Source organism: Bordetella parapertussis (assembly GCF_020735925.1).
In the GTDB taxonomy this organism is placed as follows: domain Bacteria; phylum Pseudomonadota; class Gammaproteobacteria; order Burkholderiales; family Burkholderiaceae_B; genus Bordetella; species Bordetella pertussis.
Map to the genome: position 1 here is coordinate 2,839,279 of NZ_CP085971.1, position 21,399 is coordinate 2,860,677.

Consider the following 21,399-nt stretch of genomic DNA (forward strand, 5'->3'; position numbering starts at 1 on the left):
CCTGGCTCAGGCCTGCACGTCCCAGCCGCCGCGCCCGCGGGTGATGTTGGCGAACGTGCGCGCCAGCTCTTCGAGCGCGGCGCACGGCACGTCCAGCTCCAGTTGCGCGCCGTCGGCGTCGAAGGTTTCGCTGCGCACGCTGGCGCCCGCCTGCGCCAGCCGCGCCTGCAGCAGCGGCAGCTCGGCGAAGCCGCAGCGGCAGCGCACCGTCGCCAGCGCGATGACCGGCAAGCGCTCGCCGGCGCGCAGGCAGTTGGCGGCGCAGCCGCCATAGGCGCGCACCAGGCCGCCTGCGCCCAGCTTGATGCCGCCGAACCAGCGCACCACCAGCACCGCCACGCGGTCCAGCCCCTGCCCGTCTATGGCCTGCAGGATGGGCCGCCCGGCCGTGCCGCCCGGCTCGCCGTCGTCATTGAAGCGGTATTCGTTGCCGATGCGGTAGGCCCAGCAATTATGCGTGGCCGCCGGGTCGCTGTGCGCAGCGAAATGCGCCATGGCCTCGGCGATCGTGCCCACGGGCGCGGCATAGGCGGCAAAGCGGCTTTTCTTGATTTCTTCCTGGTGGCGGCAGGCGGCGGCAAGCGTGTGCATCATACGGCGCCATTGTACGTGGCGGCGCGCCGGATACCCCCTAGCCGTGGCAGTCGGGCACTTCCTGGTCCAGGTACACGTCGAAGGCCACGTCGCGCGCCCATTTGGCCGTCATGGCCGTCCAGGCGCCCTCGCGGCGCCAGGCCTGCATCTGCGCGGCCAGCCAGGCCGCGTCGGCGGGCGCGGCCACCCATACCAGTTCGGCGCGCGGCCCCTGCGGCGCCAACGTGGCCGAGAATTTCTTCCACTCGGGAAACTTCATCAGCGGCGCCCATACCGCGTCGTCGATCAGCGCCAGGTCGCAGGCGCCTTCGCGCACCGCCACCAACGCATCGGACGGCGCGCGATAGGTGCGCACGGTCGCGCCATGGCGTTGCGCCAGCGCCTGCGCGCCCTGCGCGGCATCGGCCATGCATACGCTGTGCCCGGCCACGTCCTGCCAGCGCCGCAATGCGGTATCGCCGCGGATGACCGCCTTGGGCGCGGTCGCATATCCCGTTCCCACCACCGCCATGCCGGGCGCCTGCGCGGCCAGCGGCGCGCCATCGCGCCGATCGGCCAGCACCAGGTCGACCGCGCCCGACGCCAACTGCGCGGCGGCGTCGCCGGCCGCCAGGCGGCGCAACTGCAGCGGCAGGCCCAGTTGCCGGGCCAGCCGTTCGGCCGCTACGCCGTCCAGGCGTTCGGGCGTACGCACCTTCGCGCCGGCCAGCGGCGCATCCGCCAGGAACGGCACGCCGACGACCAGCACCCCGCGCGCGCGTGCCGCCGCCAGCGGGTCGGCCGCGGCGCCGGGCAGCGCGGGCAGCGCCATGGCCAGCAGCGCGGCCAGGCACAGGCGGGAAAGATGGGAGGTAGACGGCGCGGTCATGGCGATCAAGGCGCGGGCGCCAGGCCCGCGCGTGGTTCAGACGTATTGGTAGCGCAACAGGCGATGCTTGAGGTTTTCCAGCACGAACTGGTCGATCAACGCGGCCAGCACGGCAATGACCAGGATGTTGGTCATCACGCCGGTCATGTCGGCGATCTCGCCCGAGTAGGCCAGCGAACGGCCCAGCCCCTTGCCGAAGCCGATCAGCATCTCGGCCGAGATGAGCGCGCGCCAGGCATTGCCGAAGGCCAGTTGCGCGCCGGTGATCAGCTCGGGCATGACCGCCGGCAGGTAGACGCGCTTGACCAGCCCCCAGCGCGTCGCCCCCATCACGCGGGCGGCCGAGACGTGCACGCGCTGCACGGACTCGGTCGCGTTCATGACGCTGAGCGCGGCCGGAAAGAACGCCGACAGCGCCACCACCACGATGATGGGCGTGTTGCCGAAGCCCATCACGATGAGGAACAGCGGCACCCAGGCGATCGACGGGATCGACTGCAGGATGACGATGGCGCTGCGCAGCACTTCGCGGAAGAAGAACAGCACCGCGGCGACCAGGCCGAAGCCGATACCGGCGGCCAGCGCCAGGCCGTAGCCCGCGCCCAGGCGTCCCAGCGTGCCCAGCAGGCTCTGGTGGAACGAAGCCTGGCCCAGGTCCTCGACCAGGCGCTGCGCCACGGTGGGCACACCCGGCATCACGAAATCAGGCAGGACCCAGGCCGCCGCCTGCCACAGCGCCAGGATGAACAGCACGCCCAGCACCCCGGCGAGGTGCTTGCGTGCGCCGGTTACACGGGTGGAGGAGCTCAAAGCTTACGCGCCTCTTGCCAGGACAGGTCGACGATGCTCGAGACGTCGTACGGCTTGCCGTCGCGCGTCTTGAGCGAGCCCTGGGCCTGCAGGATATCGGCGATCTCCTGCATGCGGTTGGTGTCCTTGTCGGTCAGCTTGGGCGTGAACACCTGCGTGCTGATGGCCTCGGAGATCACCGTCTCGCGCGGCAGCTCGCCACGGGTCAGGGTCTTGAGAGTGGGTTCGGCGATGAAATAGGAAGCGATCAGGCGCGACGCGCCGGCCGGCTTGTTCTGCAGCAGCTCGATGGCTTCCTTCTGCGCGTCGAGCGCCTTCCAGACGTCATCCTTGCGCTTGGCCAGCACATCGCCGGAAGTGATCACCACCATGCAGGGGAACGGCCAGGCCTGCCCCACTTCGTAGATCTGCTTGACCGGCGCCACCAGCTGGGCGATGCGGTCGTACGGCTCGAACAGGAACGCGGCGTCCACGCGCTTGCCGACCAGCGACTGCACCGCGACGGCGGGGCTGACCCCCATGACATTGACGTCGTCGGCGCCCAGCTTGCCTTCCTTGAGCACCACGCCCTTGAGCACCACGTCGGCGGTGCTGCCTTCGGCCTGCGAGGCCAGGGTCTTGCCCTTCAGGCCGGCGATATCCTTGATGCCGGAATCGTCGCGCACCAGCAGCGAATGGTAGCCCTGCTGCGCGCCGCCCACCACCTTCAGGTCGGCGCCCTTCGAGGCCCAGGCCACGGCGTTGGTGAAACCCAGCACGCCGATGTCGAGCTGGCCGCCCACGATGGCCTTGATCAGGTCGGTGCCCGACTTGAATTCGATCAGCTCCGAGTCCAGCCCGGCCTTCTTGTAGTAGCCGCCCTCTTGCGCGACGATGGCCTGCGCATCGTCCATCACGCGCAGATAGCCCACGCGGAATTTCTCGGCGGCCATCGCCGGGGCGGCGGCCAGCAGCGCCGCGGCCAGCGGCAGGGACAGCCATTGCTTCAGTTTCATGATGCGAGTCTCCAGGGATCGGCAAATAGGCCGCGGGCCGGCGGGCCCGCGACACGGTATCGGTATGACGGAACGAGGCCTGCCTCAGGCGGCCAGAGCCACCTTGGGGCCATGGCCGTGGCCATGGCTGTCGACTTCGATGCCAAGCAGACGCAGGATTTCCCGCTTCTCGCTGGCCAGGTCGGACAGGTCGTGGCTCCTGGCGCGGTGGGCCAGGTTGAATTCGCGCAGCACGCGGGCCGGGCGCTGGCTGAACACGACGATGCGGTCGGCCAGGAACAGGGCTTCGTCGACGTCGTGGGTGACCAGCACCACCGACGGCTTCTCCTGCTCGATCAGCTGGCGCAGCACGTCCTGCAGGCTCAGCCGGGTCAGGGCATCCAGCGCGCCGAAAGGCTCGTCCATCAGCAGCGTCTGCGGCTGGGCGATGAAGGCGCGCGCCAAGGCGGCGCGCTGGCGCATGCCGCCGGAAACCTGATGGGGATAGTAGGCGTCGAAACCGCCCAGGCCGACGCGCTCGAGCCAGTGCACGGCCTGCTGGCGCGCCTGCGCCTTGGGCGCGTTCTGGAATTCCAGCGCCAGCGCCACGTTGTCGCGCAGCGTCAGCCACGGATAGAGGGCGTGCTCCTGGAACACCAGGGTGCGGCTGGGGTGCGGCCCCTGCACCGGCTTGCCGTCGGCCAGCACACGGCCCTGCGAGGCCTGCTCCAGGCCGGCCGCCAGATGCAGCAGGGTCGATTTGCCGCAGCCCGAGGGACCGACCAGCGCAACCAGCTCGCCGGTCTTGAATTCGCTGGAAAAGCCGTCCACGACGTTGAGCGAGCCGAAGCTCTTGTGGACGTGATCGAAAGTCAGATTCATGGGCTTGCTCGGGCGCCGCGGCGCCAAACGAAAGGACAGGCCCTAATCTAACAATCGGTTATATGAACACAAACTATATTTATAGAATGTTTTAACTACCTGTCGTTATAAGCACGCCGCGGGCGGCCGGCCAGGCCGCGCGCGGGCGCCCCGCTTACGCCTCGATGCCGCGCGAAGCCAGGTAATCCTCGTAGCCGCCGCGGTAGTCGACCAGCTCGCCGTCGGGCAGGATCTCGATGATGCGCGTGGCCAGCCCCGAGACGAACTCGCGGTCGTGCGACACGAAAATCAGCGTGCCTTCGTACTTTTCCAGCGCGAACTGCAGCGATTCGATGGATTCCATGTCCAGGTGGTTGGTGGGCTCGTCGAGCAGCATGACGTTGTGCCGGCCCAACATCAGGCGGCCGAAGGTCATGCGGTTCTTCTCGCCGCCGGACAGCACCTTGGGCGCCTTGGGCAGATCGTCGCCGGAGAACAGCAGCCGGCCCAGCGCGGACCGGATCGACTGGTCGTCGTCGCCCGGCTGGCGATGCTCGGCCATCCAGTCGAACAGGTTGATGTCGCCCTGCTGGAACTGGTCGGACACGTCCTGGGCCATGTAGCCGATGTCGGCGTTCTCGGACCACTTGACGGTGCCCGAATCCGGCGCCAGGTCGGTCGCCAGCATGCGCAGCAGCGTGGTCTTGCCCACCCCGTTGGCGCCGATGATGGCGACTTTCTCGCCGGCGTCGACCATGGCCGAGAAATCGCGGATGACCGGCTGGTCGTACGACTTGGATAGCTTCTCGATCGTGACCGCCAGGCGGTGCATGACCTTGTTCTGCTCGAAGCGGATGTACGGGTTCTGGCGCGACGAGGGCTTGACCTCGACCTGATCGGCCTTGATGCGGTCGATCTGCTTCAGGCGCGACGTGGCCTGGCGCGACTTGGACTTGTTGGCCGCGAACCGGCGCACGAAGTCCTGCAGTTCGACGATGCGCTCCTTGGCCTTGGCGTTGTTGGCCGTCAGGCGCTCGCGGGCCTGGGTGGAGGCCAGCATGTAGTCATCGTAGTTGCCGGGGTAGACGCGGATCTCGCCATAGTCCACGTCGGCCATGTGGGTGCAGACCTGGTTCAGGAAGTGCCGGTCGTGGCTGATGATGATCATCGTGCTCTGGTAGCCGTTGAGCACGTTCTCCAGCCAGCGGATCGTATTGATGTCCAGGTTGTTGGTGGGCTCGTCCAGCAGCAGCACGTCGGGGTTGGAGAACAGCACCTGCGCCAGCAGCACGCGCAGCTTCCAGCCGGGCGCGATTTCGCGCATGAGCAGGTTGTGCTGGTCCACGGCGATCTCCAGGCCCAGCAGGAGTTCGCCGGCGCGCGCTTCGGCCGTGTAGCCGTCGTATTCGGCGAACTTGGCTTCCAGGTCGGCCGCGCGCATATAGTCGTCTTCGGTGGCCTCGGGGTTGGCGTAGATCGCGTCGCGCTCGGACATGGCCGCCCACATCTCGGTGTGGCCCATCATGACCACGTCCAGCACCCGTACCTCCTCGAAGGCGAACTGGTCCTGGCGCAGCTTGCCCAGCCGCACGCCGGGTTCGAGCGACACGTTGCCCGCCGAGGGCTCGAGGTCGCCGCCGATGATTTTCATGAAGGTCGACTTGCCGGAACCGTTGGCCCCGATCAGACCATACCGGTTGCCTTCCCCGAACTTGACGCTGACGTTTTCGAAAAGCGGCTTGGGGCCGAACTGGATAGTGAGATTGGCAGTGGAAATCACGGTGTATGTGCGAGCCTGACGCGCCGCAAGGGCGCAATGGAGATAAACCCGGTAGTGTACCAAGTTGCGCCGCTCGCCTCGCCAACGCGCCGCCGCTGCCGCCGCGGAGATATCTGTGCAGGTGCTAGGGTTATTCCCGACGTTAGGCTGATTGTCAGGCAGCGCCATGCAAGGTTTAATCCCCCAGGGCCGATTGATAATGAAAGGTTACTGAAAGAAACACGGTTTTGTATGCAAATGTTTGCATACCCCGTCCGGCGCTGCCAGTGCCCTTCAGTATTCAATACCAATCGGCTCGCGCAGCGGCGCGATCCCTCGCGCAGACTTACCGCAGTAACAAAAAGCTGGTCCTTGTAGTCCATTCAGGAGACAACACGCCATGCAACACGTTACGCAGTCCCGTCGCAAATTCATTTCCGGTGCCGGAGCGGTCGCGGGGACCGCCGTGCTGGGATTTCCCGCCGTCACGCGCGCCCAGGGCTCCCCGGTGAGCCTGCGGTTCCAGAGCACCTGGCCCGCCAACGATATTTTCCACGAGTTCGCCCAGGATTACGCCCGCAAGGTCAACGACATGGCCGAAGGCCAGCTCAAGATCGAGGTGCTGCCGGCCGGCGCGGTGGTCAAGGCTTTCGACCTGCTCGACGCGGTATCGGCCGGTACGCTGGACGGCGGCCACGGCGTGGTGGCGTACTGGTATGGCAAGAATACGGCGGTGGCGCTGTGGGGTTCGGGCCCCTCGTTCGGCATGGACGCCAACATGCTGCTGGCCTGGCACGAATATGGCGGCGGCAAGGAACTGCTGACTGAAATCCAGAAGGCCATGGGCGTGAACGTGACCTCGCTGATGTACGGCCCCATGCCGACCCAGCCGTTCGGCTGGTTCAAGAAACCCATCACCAAGGCCGACGACGTCAAGGGCGCGAAATTCCGCACCGTGGGCCTGGCCATCGACATGTACAGCGCCATGGGCGCGGCGGTCAACGCCTTGCCCGGCGGTGAAATCGTGCCCGCCCTGGACCGCGGCCTGCTCGACGGCGCCGAATTCAACAACGCCTCGTCCGACCTGGCGCTGGGTTTCCAGGACGTCTCCAAGATCTGCATGCTGCAGAGCTTCCACCAGAGCGCGGAACAGTTCGAGATCCTGTTCAACAAGAACAAGTACGACGCCCTGCCCAAGCATCTCAAGCACATCCTGGCGTACGCCGCGCAGGCGGCCAGCGCCGACATGTCGTGGAAGGCCGCGGACCGCTACTCCAAGGACTACATCAAGCTGCAGAAGGACCACAACGTCAAGTTCTACAAGACGCCCGACGCGATACTGCAGCAGCAGCTCAAGATCTGGGACGAGATGATCGCCAAGCGCTCGGCCGAGAATCCGTTGTTCAAGAAAGTGCTGGATTCGCAACGCCAGTTCGCCGAACGCGCCGGTCGTTGGAGCAACGATACCAACGTCAATTTCCGCATGGCGTTCAATCACTACTTCGCCCGCAAGCAACCCGCTTGACCGGACCGCCTTGCGCCGGCGCTGCCCGCCGTCCCACGGCGCGCAGCGCCGGCGCAAGCCGTGCCGCGTCGCGACGCGCCCGCGCAGCGCGTTACTCCTCCCATCCCATGAACGGGGCCCGCGCTCATGCTGCGATTGATACGTTTGGTAGACAGGCTGTCCACTTTCGTGGGCCAGGCCTTTGCCTGGCTCATTGTCGTCCTTACCCTGCACATATGCTGGGAAGTCTCGGCGCGCTACATCCTCAACACGCCCAGCGCCTGGGCCTTCGACCTGCAACTGATGTACTACGGCATCCTGTTCATGATGGCGGGCGCCTATACGCTGGCCAAGAACGGCCACGTACGCGGTGACATCCTCTACGGTTTTCTGCCGCCGCGCGTGCAGGCCGGACTGGACCTGCTGCTGTACATCCTGTTTTTCATTCCCGGCGTCGTCGCCATGGTGTGGGCCGGCTGGTACTACGCCGGCGAGTCGATCGCCATCCGCGAACACTCGTCGCTGATGGCCAACGGGCCGCCCATCTATCCGTTCAAGGCCTTCATCCCGATCGCCGGCGCGTTCCTGCTGCTGCAGGGCCTGGCCGAGATCGCGCGCTGCCTGCTGTGCCTGCGCAAGGGCCAGTGGCCGTCGCGCGCCGAGGACGTGGAAGAGGTCGACGTCGACAAGCTCAAGGAAATGGTGCACGTCAAGGACGAAGACATCGCCGAGCTGGACCAATACGTTGAAAAGGGAGAGCAGACCCGATGAAAATCCACAAAGCACTGTGGTTCGGTTTGTCGTGCATCGGGCTGGTGTTGTTGATGATCGCTTTCCTGACCCCGTGGGATCACCTCACCACGGGGCACATCGGGCTGCTGATGCTGGCCCTGATCGTCGTCGCCATCATGCTGGGCTTTCCGACCGCCTTCACGCTCATGGGCATGGGCGTGCTGTTCACCTTCCTGGCCTATTTCATGCAGCACGAGGACGGCGCGCGCGCGGTCCGCCAGACGCTGGACCTGATGGTGCAGCGCACGTACGCCACCATGACCAACGACTCGCTGATCTCGGTGCCGCTGTTCGTGTTCATGGGCTATCTGGTGGAACGGGCCAACCTGATCGAACGGCTGTTCCGCTCCATGCACCTGGCGCTGGCGCGCCTGCCCGGCGCGCTGGGCGTGGCCACCCTGATCACCTGCGCCATCTTCGCCACCGCCACCGGCATCGTCGGCGCGGTGGTCACGCTGATGGGCCTGCTGGCCATGCCGGCCATGCTCAAGGCCGGCTACAGCGTGCGCCTGACCGCGGGCTCGATCACGGCCGGCGGCTGCCTGGGCATTCTGATCCCGCCTTCGGTCATGCTGATCGTCTACGGCGCGACCACCGGCGTGTCGGTGGTGCAGCTGTACGCCGGCGCGTTCTTCCCGGGCATCATGCTGGCGGGCCTGTATGTGCTGTACGTCATGATCGTGGCCAAGCTGCGCCCGGACATGGCGCCGCCGCTGTCCAAGGAGGAACGCCATATCCCGCTGCAGCCGGGCGCCGAGGCGCTGCGGCGCCAAGGCTATCGCCACGCCGTGCCGGGGCTGCTGGCGGGGCTGTTCAAGCGCCGCGACCCGCAAATCACCGGCAGCTTCCTGGCGCGCAACCTGATGCTGGTGGCCGCGCCGCTGGCGGCCTTCGTGCTGATCACCGGCGCCACCTACAGCACGGTGACCGAACCGCCTGTCGTCTACGAGATCCCGGACGAACTGCGGCTGGGCAGCGGCGACAGCTTCGACAGCGGACTGGCCGAGCCGCCCAGCGAGGACGGCGGATTGGCCGAGCCGCCCGGCGCGGCCGCCGCCCCCGAGGCCGCGGCCGCGCAGGCCGAGGCGGCCGAGGCCGCCGAGGACGCCGAGGACGCCACCGCCGAACGCTTGCCGGCGCCTTACGGATTCTGGGTCTTCTTCGCGGTCTGCGTGGCGCTGCTGGCAGTTTTCTATGCCCTGCTGAACTGGACCCGCCTGGAAGTGGTCCGGCTGCTGATGAGCTCGTTCTTCCCGCTGGCCCTGATGATCGTGGCGGTGCTGGGCTCGATCGTGTTCGGCCTGGCCACGCCCAGCGAGGCGGCCGCCATGGGCGCGCTGGGCGGCGCCCTGCTCGCGCTGGCCTACCGGCGCCTGACCATGCCGGTGCTCAGGGAGTCGGTATACCTGACGGCCAAGACCAGCGCCATGGTGTGCTGGCTGTTCGTCGGCTCGTCGATTTTCTCGGCGGCCTTCGCGCTGCTGGGCGGCCAGGGCCTCGTGGAGCAATGGGTGCTGTCGCTGGGACTGACGCCGATCCAGTTCATGCTGCTGGCGCAGATCATCATCTTCCTGCTGGGCTGGCCGCTGGAGTGGACGGAGATCATCGTGATCTTCATGCCGATCTTCGTGCCGCTGCTCAAGGCCTTCGGCATCGACCCGCTGTTCTTCGGCCTGCTGGTGGCGCTGAACCTGCAGACGGCGTTCCTGTCGCCGCCGGTGGCCATGTCGGCCTTCTACCTGAAGGGCGTGGCGCCGCCGCACGTGACGCTGAACCAGATTTTCCTGGGTATGATACCGTTCATGGGCATTCAGTTGCTGGCCATCTTCCTGCTGTACATGTTCCCTGGCATCGGCCTGTGGCTGCCCACGGTCCTGTACCGCTAGAACCCCTGCCCCGCGTGGCCGGTCCCCGTTTCATGGAGTCGCCGTCATATGCTGCAAACGTTGGAAGTTGCCTACGGGCCGCAGACCGCAGTGGTCTGGTTGAACCGGCCCGATGTGCGCAATGCGCTGGACCCTCGGATGATCGCCGAGCTGACCGAGACCTTCATGGCGCTGGGGGCCGACAACGAGGTGCGCGCCATCGTCCTGGCCGGGCGCGGCAAGGCGTTCTGCGCCGGCGCGGACCTCAACTGGATGCGGCGCAGCGCGCAGGCCGGCGACGCCGAGAACCGCGCCGACGCGCAGACGCTGGCGACCATGCTGCACACGATCTACACCTGCCCCAAGCCCACCATCGCGCGCATCCACGGCCCGTGCATGGCGGGCGGCATGGGTCTGGCCGCGGCCTGCGACATTGCCGTGGCCTCGCACGAGGCGCGCTTCGCCCTGACCGAAACGCGCCTGGGGCTGATCGCCTCGGTGATCTCGCCCTACGTGCTGCGCGCCATGGGCGCCCGCACCGCCAGCCGCTGGTTCCTGAGCGCCGAGGCCTTCGAGGCGACCGAGGCCTGGCGCATCGGGCTGGTGCACGAACTGTGCGAGGCGGACCGGCTCGACGGCCAGATCAACGAATTGCTGGGCAGCTTCATGCTGACCTCGCCCCACGCGGTGGCGCAGGCCAAGCGGCTGATCCGCGACGTGGCGGGCGCGCCGATCGACGCCGCCCTGCTGGAAGAAACCGCCGCCCGCATCGCCGAGCAGCGCGCCAGCGCCGACGGCCGCGAGGGCCTGGCCTCTTTCCTGGAAAAACGCCAGCCCGCCTGGGTGCCCCAGCAGGACCAGTAGCGGGGCCTGCGTTCAGTGGGTGTGCTCGTCGATGACGAGGTGGGCCATGCCGCGTTCGGTGGCCAGGCCCACCTTCTTGCCGATGGGCAGCGTGGCCTTGGTATCGGTATGGCCGTACGGCAGGCCCGTCACGACCGGCACCTTCACCGTCTTGCGCAGCCAGCCCACCACCGCATGCATGTCGTAGCCATTGTCGTGGGCGGCCAGCCGGTAGTCGGAGAAGCTGCCCAGCACGATCGCCTTCTGCCGCTCCAGCACGCCAGCCTGCCATAGCTGGGCCAGCATGCGCTCGACCCGGTACGGATGCTCGGCCACGTCTTCGAGGAACAGGATGCCGCCGCGCACCTTGGGCATGTACGGCGTGCCCAGCAGCGACACCAGCGTGGCCAGGTTGCCGCCCCACAGCACGCCGCGGCCGTCGAAGGCATCGGCGTCGCGCGTCTCGAAGCTGAGGATCTCCAGCTCGCCGCGCATGATCTCGCCAAACAGCGCCACGGTCAGTTCATCGGTTTTCGCCAGCCCGAAGTCGCGCACGGCGGTCGCGCCGCTGTAGCTGACCGCGCCGGTCTGGGCCAGCAAGGCCAGGTTAAAGGCGGTGAAATCGCTCATGCCGACGAAACGCTTGCCGCTGTCGGCCATGGCGCGCCAGTCGATCATGGGCAGCAGGCGGATCAGGCCGTAGCCGCCGCGGGTGGCCATCACGATGGGATGCTTTTGCTTGATCGCCCGCTGCAGGCCGGCCGCGCGCTGCTTGTCGGTGCCGGCGAAGCGCTGGTGCACCGCCAGCGCGGCGCGGTCGACCTTGGCCTGGAACCCCTCGGCGGCCAGCCGCTGGCAGGCCAGTTCCAGCTCGGCCGCGTCGCGCACCGCCGACGACGGCGATACCAGGTAAATGCCGCTGGCCTGCGCCGGCGCGTGGACGCAGCCCGCGTCGCAGACATGGCCAGGTTCGTGGCCGTGATGCTCGTGGTGGTCGTGCCCGTGGGAGGCCGGCGGGTTTTTCTTCTTGGTCATACTGGGGATTCCTTGGCGCGGCGGGCACGGAAAAAACCTCGCAGCAATTCGCCGCAGGGCTCGGCGAGCACGCCGCCGGTAATGGTCGTGTGATGGTTCAGTTGGCCGACGGCCCCCACGTCGAGCACGCTGCCGCAGGCGCCCGTCTTGGGATCGCGGGCGCCGTAGACGACCCGCGCCAGGCGCGCGTGCAGCATGGCGCCGATGCACATCACGCAGGGCTCCAGCGTGACGTACAGCGACACGCCTGGCAACCGGTAATTGTCCAGCCGACGCGCCGCGGCGCGCAGCGCCACGATCTCGGCATGCGCGGTGGGGTCGCGGTCGATGATGGTGCGGTTGTAGCCCGCGCCCAGCACCTCGCCCTGGGCATCGACCACCACGGCGCCGACCGGCACTTCGCCCAGGCGCGCGGCCTCTTGCGCCTGCTCCAGCGCCAGCGCCATCAGGCGCGCGTCGTCGGCGACGCAGGGATCGGTTTCGCTCACGAGCGCATCAGCCACGATAGACCCGCGACTTCAGCGCGATGCGCCCGGCCAGGCTGGTGACGGCCTCTTCCAGCCACTGGTACAGCTCGGCCTGCTCGTCGTAGCGGGCCTGGTTGAGGTTGGACACGCGCCCTTCCTCGATGAAGCCCCAGGCCCGGCTGCGCTTGTCGCGGTGCTTGGGATCCCAGACGCCGAAGGCAAAGCCGCCGGCGCTGCGGATCAGCGAAAAACACGGGATGTCGGTGTAGCCGTCGCCCACGAACACCATCTGGTCGAATGGCACGCGCAGACGGTCTTCGGGCACCTTGCGGTTGACCTCGAACGGCTTGTTGCGATATTCGCGGCCGATCAGGCCCTTCTGGATATGGAACAGGTAGCGCGTCTTGTCGGTGAAGCTGACGATGCGGCGCGGGAAGCTGATGCCGCCGTCTTCGCCGTAGACGAACTCGGAAGCCCAGGTTTCCGTGAATTCGTGGGCGATCGGCGTGGCGCGCACCACGTCGCCGATGCCGCTGGAAATCAGGTAGAACTCCAGCTGGACCTTCGGGTGCTCGGCGCGCACCGCGGCGCGCAGGCGGCCGAACAGCGTCTGCACGCCGTCGTGCAACGCCAGCCGGGCGCCCCATTCGCGCAGGCGCTCGCGGGTGATCAGGCCGTGGCTGCCCTGCCTGGACAGCTGGATCATCTGGTACAGGTAGGCCGGCACCGGATCCCAGTCCTGCTGCGAAAGCAGCGGATCGACCTGGTCTTTCCAGAACGACGCCGTATCGACGCCGATGCTCTCGAGAAAGCCGGTGGTGCTGTCGGAGGCCAGCGTGTCGTCGAAATCGAAAACCAGGGCGATGACGTCGGACATGGATAAAGGACTTAAAGGGTCGGACAGCCGACATTTTGCCTGAATGCGAGCGGGCCCGGCACTGGCCGGGCCCGCTCGCGCATCCGGGCGTGTCCGTTCAGCGCATGACCGGCGGCGGCGCCACCGTACCGGCGGGCGGCGGCTGCAGCCCGCCCGGAGCGGCGCCAGGCATCTGGCCGCTGGGCATCTGGCCACCGGGCATCGGCGTGCCCGGCGTCGAGCCCGGCGTGCCGGCCGGCACCTGAATGACGGTTTCACGCAGCACGCCCCCGCCGCCGACGCTGCCGCGCGTGGTGGTGTTGCCGGAGGTCATCTGCGTGATGCAATCCTGTTGCTGCGAGGCGGGCAGGTTCTTGCAACGCATCATGGCGTTGTCCTGGTAGCGCCCTTCCTGCTTGTCGTCCAGCCGGTTGCGCTGGCTTTCCTGGCGCGCGGCGCCGGCCTCGCGCAGGCAGGTGGCGCGGTCCTGGCTGGTGTCGCCGCTATTGCAGCGCTGCACGTCCATCTGGTACTGGCTCTGGCCGGAACCCGTGCCGGCCGCATGCGCGCCGAAGGCCATCAGACTGCCCGCGCCCAGCGCCAGGGCCCCGCACCATCGTTGGATACGAATCTTCGACATGTTTCGCTCCTTGAAGTAGGCGGCGGCCGTCATGGCCTGCCGCTGACCTTTCTACCATAAGGGATTACCCGGTCGCCTGGGCTACGAAAATGTTACAAGACCCTGGCACACGTAAACCGGCGCCGCCCTACCCTCAGGCGCTGTCGTCGGCGCGCCGCGCGCGGTACACGGCCGCGCGCATCAGCAGCATGCCGGTGACAGGGGAAGTCAGCACCAGCAGCATGCCGATCACGAATTCGTGCACCACCGGCCGCATGGACAGGCTGGAGAACACCAGGATCGAGGCGGTCAGCACGCTGCACGCCCCCATGGTGTTGCCCAGCGTGGGCGCATGGATGCGGGCGTAGAAATGGCCGAAACGCAGCATGCCCAGCGCGCCGGTCAGGGTCAGCAGCCCGCCCAGCACCAGCAGGATGGCGGCCGGGATGCCGGCCCACAGCGGAATGTCGACGTCGATCATGGCTCGATCACCTCGCCGCGCAGCAGGAACTTCGCCATCGCGGTCGAGCCGACGAAGCCGAACAGCGCGATCAGCAGCGCGATATCGAAATACACCGGCGTGCCGGCGCGGATGCCGAACACCAGCATGGTCAGCATGCCGCTGACGTACAGGGAGTCCAGCGCCAGCACGCGGTCTTGCGCGGTCGGCCCGCGCAGCAGCCGGATCGCCGCGCAGGCCATCGCCAGCGCAAAGCACAGCAAGGCGAACGACGCCGACCAGTACAGGACGATGTTCATCATTCGAATACCTCTATCAGGGTGCGTTCGTAGCGCTGCTTGACCAGCGCGATCCACGCCTCTTCATTCTGCAGGTCCAGCACGTGCAGGACCAGCTTGCCGTCAATGATGTCGACCCACACCGTACCCGGCGTGTAGGTCACGATGCAGGCCAGGATGGCCAGGCCGTGCGGGTCGTGCAGGTCGAGCGGAATGGCGATGAAGCCGGGCGAGAAATCCGGGCGCCGCTGCCACACCAGCCGCGCCACCGCGACGTTGGAGCGGACGATGTCGGCGAACACGCGCGCGGCCAGCCCGGGCAGCAGCCACAGGCGGCGCGGCTTGCCGCGCAGCGGCCGCAACCGGCTGGACGCCCAGCCCAGCCACAGCGCCAGCGCCGCGCCCAGCGCCAGCTGGCCGACCGAGGCGGATTGGTTGAGCATCAGCCACAGCGCCAGCATGGCCAGCGGCAGCAAGGCAAGGTAGTAGCGCCGCATCACAGGCCCTCCGACAGCGCGCGCGCCGGCTGCTTGGCGAGCACCGCGTTCACGTAGGTAGCGGGCCGGTCCAGCGACTGGGCGGCAGCGTCCAGGTAGGCCGATACCGGCCCGGCGCCCGCGGCCAGCACCACGCACAGCAGCAGCAGTACCGCGACCGGCCCGGCCTCCATCAGCCGCAGGCGAGGCGTGACCCGGTCATCGGAGCTCCAGAATATCCGTATGCCGACGCGGCCCAGCGCGATCAGCCCGGCCAGGCCCGACAACAGCACCAGCGCCACCAACACCCAGGCATCGAGCGCCACGGACGGCGTATTGGCCGCCGTCACCGCCGCCGACAGCAGCGAGAACTTGGCCACGAAGCCCGACAGCGGCGGCAGCCCCGTCACCAGCAAGGCGCAGGACACGAAGGCCAGGCCGAGAAAGGCCATTGCGGCCGGAATCGCCACGCCCACGACGTCGTCGGACCGGTTGGGCGTGGACGGGTCGTCCAGGTCGAACAGGTCCATGGTGACGGCCAGCACGTTGGCCCCGAAGCTGCGGGTGCGCTCGATCAGTTCGACCAGCATGAACAGCGCCCCGGTGGCCAGTACCGAGCTGATCAGGTAGAACAGCGCCGGCCCGGTCAAGGTCACGCCGGGCATGCCCAAGGCCGTCAGCAGCGTGCCGGCCGAGACGATGACGCAATAGCCGGTCAGCTTTTCGAGCTGCTGGTTGGCCAGCAGGCCCAGTCCCCCGAACACCAGCGTGGCCAGTCCCGCCGCGAACATCCAGTCCAGGCTGAAAGCCGCCGGCGCGCCGGTGGGCAGCAGCAGCGAGCCGATGCGCAGCAAGGCGTAGATGCCGACCTTGGTCATGATGGAAAACAGCGCCGCCACCGGCGCGGCCGCCGAGCCGTACCCCTTGACCAGCCAGAAGTTGAGCGGCCAGGCGCCGGCCTTGACCAGGAAGGCCACCCCCAGGATGGCCGCGCCGGCCTCGAACAGGCTGCGCTCGCCGCCCGTCAGCGTGCCGGCGCGCAAGGCCAGGTCGGCCAGGTTGAGCGTGCCGGTCACGCCGTAGATCAGCGCGATGCTGATCAGCAGCAGGAACGAAGCCACCAGGTTGACCGCGATGTATTGCAGGCCGGCCGTGACGCGCGCGATGCCCGAGCCGTGCAGCATCAACCCATAGGACGCCGCCAGCAGCACCTCGAAGAACACGAACAGGTTGAACAGGTCTCCGGTCAGGAAGGCGCCGTTCAGCCCCATCAGCAGGAACTGGTACAGCGAATGGAAATGCACCCCGGCGCGGTCCCAGCGGGCCAGCGAGTAGATCAGCGCGGCCAGGCCCAGCACGGCGGTCAGCGCCAGCATGACGGCGGCCAGGCGGTCGACCACCAGCACGATGCCGAACGGCGCCGGCCAATCGCCCGGCAGGTACACGCCGATGCCGTCGGGCCAGAGGCCGCCGGCACCGGCGGCCAGGCTCAGCAAGGCGATGGCGCTGACCAGCTGCAGCAGCGAGGACAGCAAACCGATACCCGCGCGGGTCTTGCGCTGCGTATCGGGCAGCAACAGCATGAGCGCGCCCGCGATAAGGGGCACCGTAATGGGGTAGATAGGCAGGTGTTGCAGCCAGTCGATCAAGATTCAGGCTCCCGGCCGTCGACGTGGTCGGTGCCGGTCAGCCCGCGCGAGGCCAACAGCACCACGAGAAAAAGCGCCGTGGTGGCGAAACCGATCACGATCGCGGTCAGCACCAGGGCTTGCGGCAAGGGGTCGGCATAAGCCGCGGCGTCGACCGGCGCCGAGGCGCTGACCACGGGCGGCCTGCCCACCGTCAGGCGCCCCATGCCGAAAATGAACAGGTTCACCGCGTACGACAGCAGCGACAGGCCCATGATGACCTGGAAGGTGCGTGGCCGCAGCAGCAGCCACACTCCCGAACCGGCCAACACCCCTATGGCCAGGGCATAAACGACTTCCATCAGGCAGGACTCCCGGTTTGCGCGACCGCCTGGGCCTCGACGGCCGCCTGGCGTTGCGCGCGCAACGATTGGTGGGCCAGCGCCACCAGCACCAGCACCGTGGCGCCGACCACCAGCATGTAGACGCCGAGGTCGAACAACAGCACGCTGGACAGGTGCACATGGCCGACGACGGGCAGCGCCACGTCCCAGGCCAGCGCCGACAGGAACGGCCGCAGCGCCAGCCAGGCCGAGACCGCGGCGCCGCCGGCGGCCAGCAGGCCCAGGCCGACCCAGTGCTGCGGATTGAAGCGGCTGCGCGACTCGACCCAGTACACGCCGCCGACCATGTACTGCAGGATGATCGCGGTGGCCATGACCAGGCCGCCGACAAAGCCGCCGCCGGGCAGGTTGTGGCCGCGCAGCAGCAGGTAAACCGACACCAGCACCGCCACCGGCAGCAGCAGCCGCACCAGCACGGCCGGAATCATCATCGGCCCGGCCGGCAACGGCGACTTGGTGTCCGGCGCCGGCCGCTCGCCGGTCTCGTCGACCGTCGGCATGCCGTCCTGCTCGCGCTGCTGATGCGGCAGCTCGACGCTTTCGGGCGCCGGCCGGAAGCGGCGCAGCAGCGCGTAGACCGTCAATGCCACGATGCCGAGCACGGTGATTTCGCCCAGGGTATCGAAGCCGCGGAAATCGACCAGGATCACGTTGACCACGTTGGTCCCGCCCCCATCGGGCAGCGCGCGCTCGGTAAAGAAGCTGGAGATCGTGTCGCCCACCGGACGCGTCAGCACCGCGTAGGCCAGCGCGGCCATGCAGGCGCCGGCCACGCCCGCCAGCCCCAGGTCGCGCAGGCGGCGCACCCGCGCGCGCAGGTCGGGACGCTCTTCGTCGCCGCCGGTCTGGATGCGCCGCGGCAGCCAGCGCAGGCCCAGCAGCAGCAGCACCACCGTCACCACCTCCACGGCCAGCTGGGTCAGCGCCAGGTCGGGCGCCGAGAACCAGACGAAGGTCAGGCAGGTGATCAGCCCCGCGCCGCCGGACAGCGTCAGCGATGCGAGGCGGTGATACTTGGCCTGGTAGGCCGCGCCCAGCGCGCAGGCCGCCCCGACCACCCACAGGATCGCGAACGCGGGGTCGGCCGGCGTCAGGCGCGCCTGGCCCGACAGCCAGCCGCCCGCGCGCAGCGGCAGCCAGGCCACCCACAGGGTGCCCAGCACGATGACCAGCATCTGCACCTGCATGCGCGAGGACGCCAGGTAGCGCAGCAGCCAGGCGGCCGCCACGCTGGAGGCATCGAGCAGGTACTCGAAGGTGCGCCGGCCGTCGAAGCGATAGATGAACGGCACCAGCCCCGGATGGGCGCGCTGGCGCGCCCGCAGCGCCAGGTACAGCAGCACGCCGGCGGTCAGCGCGACGAAGCTCATGGCCAGCGGCAGGTTGAAGCCATGCCACACCGACAGGCTGTACTGCGGCATGTGCTCGCCCAGGATGCTGCTGGCGGCCAGGTGCAGGATCGGCCCCAGCGTCACGCCGGGCAGCACGCCCACCACCAGGCACACCATGACCAGCAAGGCGCTGGGCAGCAGCATCCAGCGCGGCGGCTCGTGCGGCGCGCGCGGCAGGTCTTCGGCCGGCGGGCCGAAGAACACCTGCAGGATGAAGCGCAGCGAATAGGTCACGCTGAACGCGCCGGCCAGCGTCGCCATCAGCGGCAGGCCCCACCGCACCAGCACGTCGCCGCTGACGAAGGTGGTCTCGGCGAAGAACATTTCCTTGGAGATGAAGCCATTGAGCAGCGGCACCCCGGCCATCGAGGCGGCCGCCACCATGGCCAGCGTGGCCGTGATGGGCATGGCCCCGTACAGGCCGCTCAGGCGCCCGACGTCGCGCGTACCGGTTTCATGGTCGACGATGCCCGCGGCCATGAAGAGCGAGGCCTTGAAGGTGGCGTGGTTGACCATGTGGAAGATCGCCGCCACCAGGCCGAGCGAGCTGTTCAAGCCCAGCATGAGCGTGATCAGCCCCAGGTGGCTGATGGTCGAATAGGCCAGCACCCCTTTCATGTCCTGCTGGAAAATCGCCGCGTAGGCGCCCAGCACCAGCGAGCACAGGCCGGCGCCGCCGATGATCCAGAACCATTCGTCGGTACCCGCCAGCACGGGCCAGAAGCGCGCCAGCAGGAAAACGCCCGCCTTGACCATGGTGGCCGAGTGCAGATAGGCCGACACGGGCGTGGGCGCGGCCATGGCGTTGGGCAGCCAGAACTGGAACGGGAACTGGGCGCTCTTGGTCAGCGCGCCCAGCGCGATCAGGACCAGCACCGCCGGATACCAGGGATCGGCGCGCACGATATCGCCCGCGGCCAGCACCTGGTCCATGTCGTAGCTGCCGACGATGTGGCCGAGCATCAGCACGCCGGCCAGCAGGCTCAGGCCGCCGGCGCCAGTGACCGTCAGGGCCATGCGCGCGCCGCGCCGGGCATCGAGCCGGTGGTGCCAATAGGCGATCAGCATGAACGAGGCCAGGCTGGTCATTTCCCAGAACATGACCAGCTGGATCAGGTTGCCGGACATCACCACGCCCAGCATGGCGGCCATGAACGCCTGGAAGAACGAGAAAAAGCGCGGCACCGGGTCTTCCGGCGACATGTAGTAGCGCGCGTACAGCACGACCAGCGCACCCATGCCCGAGATGATCAGGGCGAACAGCCAGGCATAGCCGTCCATGCGCAGGGTGAACTGCAGCCCCAGCGCCGGCGCCCACGACAGGTCGGCCCGGATCACGCCGCCGGCGGCGATCTGGGGATAGAGGCTGGCCACCAGCAAGGTGCAGGCCAGGGCGATCAGGCCGGCCAGCCAGGCTTCCGCATTGCGGGCATTGGCCGGCAGCAAAGCGGCACACAGACTGCCGAGAAACGGCAGGGCGAGTACTAGTAATAGCGACATGGCGCTCCGGGAAGGGTCCGGCCCTCTCTCTCGCGGCGGCGAAAGGCGAGCGTGGCCGGGGGGCTATCGGCGGAACCCTGGCCCAGCACGTCGCAACAACTCACACCCACGCGTCTCGAAGGCAAGATCGCCCGGAGAACAAGCGCTGTCAATCGAAATATCGGGTAGCGTTCTGGTAAGACCGGCCAAGAATCTCACCCGAAAAATATCAGATTCTTGTAAGTTACGCACGGATCTATGCAAAAGCGGGCTGTTTGCGGCAGTTTTCCCGTAGCTGTCTACCAGCTGAAAGCAGGTTATCGCATGTTGGGGTTGATCCGCATTTCCGCCTGTCTGCATTTTCGGTGCAATGGCGCACCCCAGGACGCGGCCGTCACGAACGGCCGCCCATGCAGCCCCTCTGGAACAACCAGGAGACAACCTTGCGCAAACCCGCTTCCATCAAGATCCTGCTCGGCGCGCTGGTGGCCGGCGCCTGTGTCACAGGCGCCGCTGCCCAGGCCCAGCCCTACCCCAACCATGCGGTGCGCCTGATCGTGCCGTTTGCCGCCGGCGGCACCACGGACATCGTGGCCCGCATCGTGGCCGAGGGGCTGGGACGCGAGCTGGGGCAGCCGGTCGTGGTGGAAAACCGCGGCGGCGGCGGCGGCGGCGCGATCGGCGCCGACGCGCTGGCCAAGGCCACCCCGGACGGCTATACGCTGGGCGTGGCCACGGTCAGCACGATGGCGACCAACCCGGCCACCAACCCCCAGACCCCGTACGACCCGCTGAAGGACTTCACGCCCATCACCAACCTGGTCAGCGTGCCCAACGTCATGACCGTCAACCCCAAGATCGCGGCCCAGACGCTCAAGGAATTCATCGCCCTGGTCAAGGCCAACCCGGACAAGTACAGCTATGCCTCGTCGGGCACCGGCAGCATCTCGCACCTGGACGGCGAGCTGTTCAAATCGCTGACCGGCACCGACATGGTCCACGTGCCCTACCGCGGCTCGGGGCCGGCGCTCAACGACACCATCGCCGGGCAGGTCAACGCGCAGTTCGACAATCTGCCGTCGTCCATCCCGCACATCCAGGCCGGCAAGCTGCGCGCCCTGGCCGTGGCCGCGCCCAAGCGCGTCAGCGCCCTGCCCGACGTGCCGACCTTCGGTGAAGCCGGCTACCCCGCCATGGACAACATGGCCTGGTACGGCCTGGTCGCGCCGGCCGGCGTACCGCCCGAAGTCGTCAAGCGCGTCCACGACGCGGCCGTCAAGGCCCTGCAGGACCCGAAGATCCGCAAGCGCCTGGAAGACGGCGGCTCCATCGTGGAAGGCAGCACCCCCACCGAATACGCCAGCCTCATCAAGCGCGAACTGGAACTGCGCAAACGCATCGCCACCGAACAGAAAATCCAGCTCAACTGACTGGGG

General features: G+C 67.8%; 21 protein-coding genes. 5 read left to right on the forward strand and 16 right to left on the reverse strand.

All coding sequences use genetic code 11. From position 1 onward, the window contains the following. Positions 1–6: 6 nt before the first annotated feature. From LK409_RS13430 to LK409_RS13455, 6 genes are all read right to left on the reverse strand, one after another. Positions 7–594, reverse strand: coding sequence for an IMPACT family protein (locus tag LK409_RS13430; protein WP_003811006.1), 588 nt, complete (start codon positions 592–594; stop codon positions 7–9). A 37-nt stretch (positions 595–631) separates the two neighbouring features. Next, on the reverse strand, positions 632–1,471 hold the full coding sequence (locus tag LK409_RS13435) for a type 2 periplasmic-binding domain-containing protein (RefSeq protein WP_010928879.1): 840 nt from the start codon (positions 1,469–1,471) through the stop codon (positions 632–634). Positions 1,472–1,498: 27 nt separating this feature from the next. Then, positions 1,499–2,272: an ABC transporter permease gene (locus tag LK409_RS13440; RefSeq protein WP_010928880.1), complete on the reverse strand. Its 774-nt coding sequence runs from the start codon at positions 2,270–2,272 to the stop codon at positions 1,499–1,501. Beyond that, positions 2,269–3,267, reverse strand: coding sequence for an ABC transporter substrate-binding protein (locus LK409_RS13445; RefSeq protein WP_010928881.1), 999 nt, complete (start codon positions 3,265–3,267; stop codon positions 2,269–2,271). The genes LK409_RS13440 and LK409_RS13445 overlap by 4 nt, the downstream gene beginning before the upstream one ends. 84 nt (positions 3,268–3,351) lie before the next feature. Further along, entirely contained in the window at positions 3,352–4,128 is a 777-nt protein-coding gene (locus tag LK409_RS13450; RefSeq protein WP_003810999.1) for an ABC transporter ATP-binding protein, read from the reverse strand. 154 nt (positions 4,129–4,282) lie between these two features. Next, positions 4,283–5,887 carry an ABC-F family ATPase gene (locus LK409_RS13455; RefSeq protein ID WP_041937251.1) on the reverse strand — a complete coding sequence of 535 codons (1,605 nt, stop codon included), beginning with the start codon at positions 5,885–5,887 and terminating at the stop codon, positions 4,283–4,285. Between the two features lie 379 nt (positions 5,888–6,266). Here LK409_RS13455 and LK409_RS13460 point away from each other — a divergent pair, with 379 nt between their 5' ends. The 4 genes from LK409_RS13460 to LK409_RS13475 all read left to right on the forward strand — a co-directional run bounded on the left by LK409_RS13460 (position 6,267) and on the right by LK409_RS13475 (position 10,891). Continuing rightward, on the forward strand, positions 6,267–7,391 hold the full coding sequence (locus LK409_RS13460) for a TRAP transporter substrate-binding protein (protein ID WP_003810994.1): 1,125 nt from the start codon (positions 6,267–6,269) through the stop codon (positions 7,389–7,391). A 126-nt stretch (positions 7,392–7,517) separates the two neighbouring features. Continuing rightward, the gene (locus LK409_RS13465) at positions 7,518–8,141 is read left to right on the forward strand and encodes a TRAP transporter small permease subunit (RefSeq protein ID WP_003810992.1); all 624 of its coding nucleotides are present in this window, start codon (positions 7,518–7,520) and stop codon (positions 8,139–8,141) included. Continuing rightward, positions 8,138–10,048 carry a TRAP transporter large permease gene (locus tag LK409_RS13470; RefSeq protein ID WP_010928884.1) on the forward strand — a complete coding sequence of 637 codons (1,911 nt, stop codon included), beginning with the start codon at positions 8,138–8,140 and terminating at the stop codon, positions 10,046–10,048. Before LK409_RS13465 ends, LK409_RS13470 begins: the two co-directional genes overlap by 4 nt. Positions 10,049–10,096: 48 nt before the next feature. Beyond that, positions 10,097–10,891 carry an enoyl-CoA hydratase/isomerase family protein gene (locus LK409_RS13475; RefSeq protein WP_003810989.1) on the forward strand — a complete coding sequence of 265 codons (795 nt, stop codon included), beginning with the start codon at positions 10,097–10,099 and terminating at the stop codon, positions 10,889–10,891. A 12-nt stretch (positions 10,892–10,903) separates the two neighbouring features. On the opposite strand, the gene LK409_RS13480 is transcribed toward LK409_RS13475, so the two are convergent. The 10 genes from LK409_RS13480 to LK409_RS13525 all read right to left on the reverse strand — a co-directional run bounded on the left by LK409_RS13480 (position 10,904) and on the right by LK409_RS13525 (position 19,984). Continuing rightward, complete coding sequence (locus LK409_RS13480) at positions 10,904–11,905, reverse strand: LD-carboxypeptidase (protein WP_003810987.1); 1,002 nt, start codon at positions 11,903–11,905, stop codon at positions 10,904–10,906. Continuing rightward, on the reverse strand, positions 11,902–12,408 hold the full coding sequence (tadA, locus tag LK409_RS13485) for a tRNA adenosine(34) deaminase TadA (RefSeq protein WP_003810985.1): 507 nt from the start codon (positions 12,406–12,408) through the stop codon (positions 11,902–11,904). Before tadA ends, LK409_RS13480 begins: the two co-directional genes overlap by 4 nt. Further along, on the reverse strand, positions 12,401–13,249 hold the full coding sequence (locus tag LK409_RS13490; protein ID WP_010928885.1) for an HAD family hydrolase: 849 nt from the start codon (positions 13,247–13,249) through the stop codon (positions 12,401–12,403). The genes tadA and LK409_RS13490 overlap by 8 nt, the downstream gene beginning before the upstream one ends. A 97-nt stretch (positions 13,250–13,346) precedes the next feature. After that, positions 13,347–13,901, reverse strand: coding sequence for a hypothetical protein (locus tag LK409_RS13495; protein WP_010928886.1), 555 nt, complete (start codon positions 13,899–13,901; stop codon positions 13,347–13,349). Between the two features lie 100 nt (positions 13,902–14,001). Continuing rightward, positions 14,002–14,328 (reverse strand): monovalent cation/H(+) antiporter subunit G, encoded by a 327-nt coding sequence (mnhG, locus tag LK409_RS13500; RefSeq protein WP_003810977.1) that lies wholly within the window; start codon positions 14,326–14,328, stop codon positions 14,002–14,004. Then, complete coding sequence (locus LK409_RS13505) at positions 14,325–14,609, reverse strand: K+/H+ antiporter subunit F (RefSeq protein WP_003810975.1); 285 nt, start codon at positions 14,607–14,609, stop codon at positions 14,325–14,327. The genes mnhG and LK409_RS13505 overlap by 4 nt, the downstream gene beginning before the upstream one ends. Next, positions 14,606–15,085: a Na+/H+ antiporter subunit E gene (locus tag LK409_RS13510; RefSeq protein WP_003810973.1), complete on the reverse strand. Its 480-nt coding sequence runs from the start codon at positions 15,083–15,085 to the stop codon at positions 14,606–14,608. Before LK409_RS13510 ends, LK409_RS13505 begins: the two co-directional genes overlap by 4 nt. Then, positions 15,082–16,710 (reverse strand): monovalent cation/H+ antiporter subunit D, encoded by a 1,629-nt coding sequence (locus LK409_RS13515; RefSeq protein ID WP_003810971.1) that lies wholly within the window; start codon positions 16,708–16,710, stop codon positions 15,082–15,084. The genes LK409_RS13510 and LK409_RS13515 overlap by 4 nt, the downstream gene beginning before the upstream one ends. After that, positions 16,707–17,051, reverse strand: coding sequence for a Na+/H+ antiporter subunit C (locus LK409_RS13520; protein WP_003810969.1), 345 nt, complete (start codon positions 17,049–17,051; stop codon positions 16,707–16,709). Before LK409_RS13520 ends, LK409_RS13515 begins: the two co-directional genes overlap by 4 nt. Next, complete coding sequence (locus LK409_RS13525) at positions 17,051–19,984, reverse strand: monovalent cation/H+ antiporter subunit A (RefSeq protein WP_010928887.1); 2,934 nt, start codon at positions 19,982–19,984, stop codon at positions 17,051–17,053. Before LK409_RS13525 ends, LK409_RS13520 begins: the two co-directional genes overlap by 1 nt. 422 nt (positions 19,985–20,406) lie before the next feature. Here LK409_RS13525 and LK409_RS13530 point away from each other — a divergent pair, with 422 nt between their 5' ends. After that, positions 20,407–21,393, forward strand: coding sequence for a Bug family tripartite tricarboxylate transporter substrate binding protein (locus LK409_RS13530; RefSeq protein ID WP_010928888.1), 987 nt, complete (start codon positions 20,407–20,409; stop codon positions 21,391–21,393). The last annotated feature ends 6 nt before the right edge of the window (positions 21,394–21,399 follow it).

What these genes read in the sequence shown, in the direction of transcription:
- LK409_RS13430 (WP_003811006.1), bottom strand. Translation starts at nt 594, where the DNA reads ATGATGCACACGCTTGCCGCCGCCTGCCGCCACCAGGAAGAAATCAAG.
- LK409_RS13445 (WP_010928881.1), bottom strand. Translation starts at nt 3,267, where the DNA reads ATGAAACTGAAGCAATGGCTGTCCCTGCCGCTGGCCGCGGCGCTGCTG.
- LK409_RS13450 (WP_003810999.1), bottom strand. Translation starts at nt 4,128, where the DNA reads ATGAATCTGACTTTCGATCACGTCCACAAGAGCTTCGGCTCGCTCAAC.
- LK409_RS13460 (WP_003810994.1), top strand. Translation starts at nt 6,267, where the DNA reads ATGCAACACGTTACGCAGTCCCGTCGCAAATTCATTTCCGGTGCCGGA.
- LK409_RS13465 (WP_003810992.1), top strand. Translation starts at nt 7,518, where the DNA reads ATGCTGCGATTGATACGTTTGGTAGACAGGCTGTCCACTTTCGTGGGC.
- LK409_RS13470 (WP_010928884.1), top strand. Translation starts at nt 8,138, where the DNA reads ATGAAAATCCACAAAGCACTGTGGTTCGGTTTGTCGTGCATCGGGCTG.
- LK409_RS13475 (WP_003810989.1), top strand. Translation starts at nt 10,097, where the DNA reads ATGCTGCAAACGTTGGAAGTTGCCTACGGGCCGCAGACCGCAGTGGTC.
- LK409_RS13480 (WP_003810987.1), bottom strand. Translation starts at nt 11,905, where the DNA reads ATGACCAAGAAGAAAAACCCGCCGGCCTCCCACGGGCACGACCACCAC.
- LK409_RS13490 (WP_010928885.1), bottom strand. Translation starts at nt 13,249, where the DNA reads ATGTCCGACGTCATCGCCCTGGTTTTCGATTTCGACGACACGCTGGCC.
- LK409_RS13495 (WP_010928886.1), bottom strand. Translation starts at nt 13,901, where the DNA reads ATGACGGCCGCCGCCTACTTCAAGGAGCGAAACATGTCGAAGATTCGT.
- mnhG (WP_003810977.1), bottom strand. Translation starts at nt 14,328, where the DNA reads ATGATCGACGTCGACATTCCGCTGTGGGCCGGCATCCCGGCCGCCATC.
- LK409_RS13505 (WP_003810975.1), bottom strand. Translation starts at nt 14,609, where the DNA reads ATGATGAACATCGTCCTGTACTGGTCGGCGTCGTTCGCCTTGCTGTGC.
- LK409_RS13520 (WP_003810969.1), bottom strand. Translation starts at nt 17,051, where the DNA reads ATGGAAGTCGTTTATGCCCTGGCCATAGGGGTGTTGGCCGGTTCGGGA.
- LK409_RS13525 (WP_010928887.1), bottom strand. Translation starts at nt 19,984, where the DNA reads ATGTCGCTATTACTAGTACTCGCCCTGCCGTTTCTCGGCAGTCTGTGT.